Annotated in this window: 3 protein-coding genes; 1 reads left to right on the forward strand and 2 read right to left on the reverse strand. The window is 60.2% G+C overall.

Going from position 1 to position 3,492, the window contains the following annotated elements; genetic code table 11:
- Positions 1 to 175 precede the first annotated feature (175 nt).
- Positions 176 to 1,570 carry a HAMP domain-containing sensor histidine kinase gene (locus D8V06_RS01295; protein ID WP_056856725.1) on the reverse strand — a complete coding sequence of 465 codons (1,395 nt, stop codon included), beginning with the start codon at positions 1,568 to 1,570 and terminating at the stop codon, positions 176 to 178.
- A complete protein-coding gene (locus D8V06_RS01300) occupies positions 1,548 to 2,231 on the reverse strand; it encodes a response regulator transcription factor (protein WP_056856724.1) in 684 nt (227 codons plus the stop codon). Before D8V06_RS01300 ends, D8V06_RS01295 begins: the two co-directional genes overlap by 23 nt.
- 267 nt (positions 2,232 to 2,498) lie before the next feature.
- On the opposite strand from D8V06_RS01300, the gene D8V06_RS01305 reads away from it, so the two are divergent.
- Positions 2,499 to 3,428: a hypothetical protein gene (locus D8V06_RS01305; protein WP_056856723.1), complete on the forward strand. Its 930-nt coding sequence runs from the start codon at positions 2,499 to 2,501 to the stop codon at positions 3,426 to 3,428.
- Positions 3,429 to 3,492: the final 64 nt, after the last annotated feature.

The following is a 3,492-nucleotide window of genomic DNA, read 5'->3' on the forward strand; positions in this document are numbered from 1 at the left end:
ACGCTCTGCGTGGGAATGCTTCAAGGGACGCTCCGCGTTCCAGCTTCCGAAAGGGCCGCGGAGCGTCCCAGGCTGCATTCCCACGCGGAGCGTGGGAACGATCATGTGGCTGCATTGCCACGCGGAGCGTGGGAACGATCATGAGGGTGCATTCCCACCTAGAGCGTGGGAACGATCATGAGGGGGTAATCAAACTCTCCCGACAATCGAGCACCAGCCGCGCTCCACCCAGTTCACTGTTACCCACCTCCAGCGCAAACCCATGCAGGCTTGCGATGGCTGCGACGATCGACAGGCCCAGGCCGAAACCGCTTTTCAGATTGCCCGCTTCGGCGCGATAAAAACGCTGGAACACGGCTTCGCGTTCGGCTTCGGGAATGCCCGGCCCGGAATCGAGCACTTCGATGCGGGTATGTCCGTCATGATTGATCCCGCGCAAAATCACCTGGCCGCCGGGCGGGGTGAATTTGATCGAGTTGCTCAAGAGGTTGGCCAGCGCTTCGAACAGCAAGGCGCGGTCGCCATTGAGTGGCGGCAATGATTCAGGCAGTTGCAGCTCGAACGTCAGGCCGTCGTCCTCTGCCAAGGGCAGATAAAACTCATGCAACTCTCGCAACAACGACACCGGGTCCAGTTGCACGAAGCCGGAGCGGCGCTGGCGATCCTCCAGTTCGGAAATCCGCAGCAGGCCACGAAACCGCGCCATCAGCGTGTCGGCTTCGCCCAGCACCAGATCCAGTTGCGCCGCTTGCGGCGTACCTTCACCGGCTTGTTGTTGCATGCGGTAAAGCTGCGCGCGCAAGCGCGTAAGTGGCGTGCGCAGGTCATGGGCGATGTTGTCGCACACGCCTTTGACCTCATGCATCAGGCGCTCGATGCGTTCGAGCATGGCGTTGACGATGGCCGCAAGCATGTCCAGTTCATCCCGGCGATTGGACAGCGGCAAGCGTCGGGTGAGGTCGCCGGCGACGATGGCTTCGGCGCTGGCCTGAATCGCGCGGATCCGCCGAAGCGGGCGGCGACGCAACAAATGCCAACCGACGATGCCCGGCAGGATGGTCAGGGTCACACCCCAGAACAGCGCGTGCAGAATGATCCGGGTGACGGCAAACAGCGAACCGTTGTCACGCACCAGCACCAGCAACAGGCCGTCGCGGGTCTGGGTCGCCACGGCATCGCAGCTGTCATTGGGCAGCGTCGGGTCGTCGGAGTCGGCGCAATCGCTGAGCATGTGGATCTTGCCGTCCAGCGGCAGGCCACGGGGGATGTGGTCCAGGGCGCCGCTCAGATATCGGTGCTGCTGATCGAACAGGCCATAACCGTCGATGCCGCGGATATCGAAGGTCATGCTGACGGCGAGCGCGTCCACCAGTTGTTCGCCCTGGAATCGCGAAAACAGATGCTGACGCTGCATCAGCGAATGCTTGGCCAGGTTGTCGAGGTAGGCGGATACCTCGAAGTACATGACGCCCATGAGAATGCCGCTCCAGACCACGAACAGCGCACTGTAGAGCGCGAGCAAGCGACTGCTGGAAGAGCGCCAGCCTTTAGACGGGTTCGGCAATGACATAACCCGAGCCTCGCACGGTTCGAATCAAGGGGACATTGCCAGGTGGGTCGATCTTTTTGCGCAAGCGGCCAATGTGTACGTCGATCAGGTTGGTGCCGGGGTCGAAGTGATAACCCCAGACTTCTTCGAAAATCATCATCCGCGACAGGATCTGCCCAGTGTTGCGCATGAGGAATTCCAGCAGTTTGTATTCGGTGGGCAACAGCGTGAGCAATTGCCCGTCGCGGCTGGCTTCGTGGCTGATCAGGTTCAGTTCCAGATCCGCTACCCGTAACGTGGTGGCCTGGGCGGTGCCGGTGTTCTGCCGACGCAGCAGGACTTCGACCCGGGCAGCCATCTCATCGGTGGCGAAGGGTTTGGTCAGGTAGTCATCGCCACCGGCGCGCAAACCGCGCACGCGCTCATCGACGTCGGAAAGGGCGCTGATCATCAGGATCGGTGTGGCCACACCCATGGATCGTAGCGTGGTCACAATCGCCAGGCCGTCGAGTTCGGGCAGCATGCGGTCGAGGGTGATCAGGTCATAGTTGCCGCTGACCGCTCGTTCCAGCCCTTCACGGCCGTTGTCGACCCAGTCGACGTCGAGGCCGTGGCTGCTCAATTCAGCGACGATTTCACGGGCGGTCACGGCGTCGTCTTCAATGGTCAAGATGCGGGTCATGGGGCTGGCCTGATGAAATGTTCACAACGTTGTGCAGCATTTTGCCAAGAAATGATCGCAGGCTTTCTAAATAAAAGTTCATGGACGCTTCAATGCATAAAACCCGCTGAGTCTGCCCGTTCGTTGCATATTGCAAGAAGCTGCGAAGTTCAAACTTTTTATCACGTTGAAAAACAAGGATTTATTCCAGGTGCGCGGCTGGCACGGTGTCTGCAATTGCTATTTCGAGAGTTGTAACACCATTTTTCTGCCTGGAGCGACAAAACAATGAATAGATCCTCTGATGGTTTCTATCCTGCCGTAGATGAGGCGAGCACGCTTTCGGGTGTGTCATGGGGGGCGATTTTCGCCGGGGCCGCCGCTGCCGCGGCGTTGTCGCTGATCCTCGTGCTGCTCGGTTTTGGCCTCGGGTTCTCCGCGGTTTCGCCGTGGGCCAATGAAGGTGTGAGCGCCAAGACCCTTGGCGTTTCGACGATTGTCTGGTTGGCCTTCACGCAAATCGTTGCATCGGGGCTCGGTGGTTACATCGCCGGACGGCTGCGGGTGAAATGGGCCTTCATGCACACCGATGAAGTTTACTTCCGTGACACTGCCCACGGTTTTCTGGCTTGGTGCGTGGCGACGCTGGTGACTGCAACGCTGGTGGCCGGTTCGGTCAGCAGTGTGGTCAGTGGTGGCGTGCAAGCCGGGGCGCAAGTCGTCGGTGGCGCCGCCAGTGCTGCCACGCAAGCGGCGGGCACGGCGGCTGCCAACACCAACAGTGATCAATACGGTTATTACATCGACAGTCTGTTTCGCGATGATCGTCCGGCTGCCGTCAGTGATGATGCCGCCCGTGGCACCGTGACCCGCATCTTCGTGCGCTCCTTGAGCGACGGGCAACTGTCTGCCGAAGACCGTACCTACCTGGCGCAATTGGTCGCACAGCGGACCAACCTGACCCAGGCCGACGCGGAGCGTCGTGTCGATGAAGTCTATGCCCGCACGCAAAAAGCGGTGGCCGATGCCAAGCAGGCCGCGCAAGAGGCGGCAGACACCGCTGCCAAGGTCGCGGCCTGGAGCACTCTTTGGATGTTTGTCGCGCTGTTGGCGGGTGCATTCTTTGCCAGCCTGGCCGCAACGTTCGGTGGTCGTCGCCGGGATGCCGTTGTGTACCTGGAAGCCGACGACTATGTAACCACCACTACGAATCGTTAAATCAGGAGCATCATCATGCGTTCATTACTGCTGTTCTTTCTCGGCGTACCGATCCCGATCATCA

Origin of the sequence: Pseudomonas sp. Sample_24 (genome assembly GCF_004307605.1) — a bacterium.
GTDB lineage: Bacteria > Pseudomonadota > Gammaproteobacteria > Pseudomonadales > Pseudomonadaceae > Aquipseudomonas.

What these genes read in the sequence shown, in the direction of transcription:
- D8V06_RS01305 (WP_056856723.1), top strand. Translation starts at nt 2,499, where the DNA reads ATGAATAGATCCTCTGATGGTTTCTATCCTGCCGTAGATGAGGCGAGC.
- D8V06_RS01300 (WP_056856724.1), bottom strand. Translation starts at nt 2,231, where the DNA reads ATGACCCGCATCTTGACCATTGAAGACGACGCCGTGACCGCCCGTGAA.
- D8V06_RS01295 (WP_056856725.1), bottom strand. Translation starts at nt 1,570, where the DNA reads ATGTCATTGCCGAACCCGTCTAAAGGCTGGCGCTCTTCCAGCAGTCGC.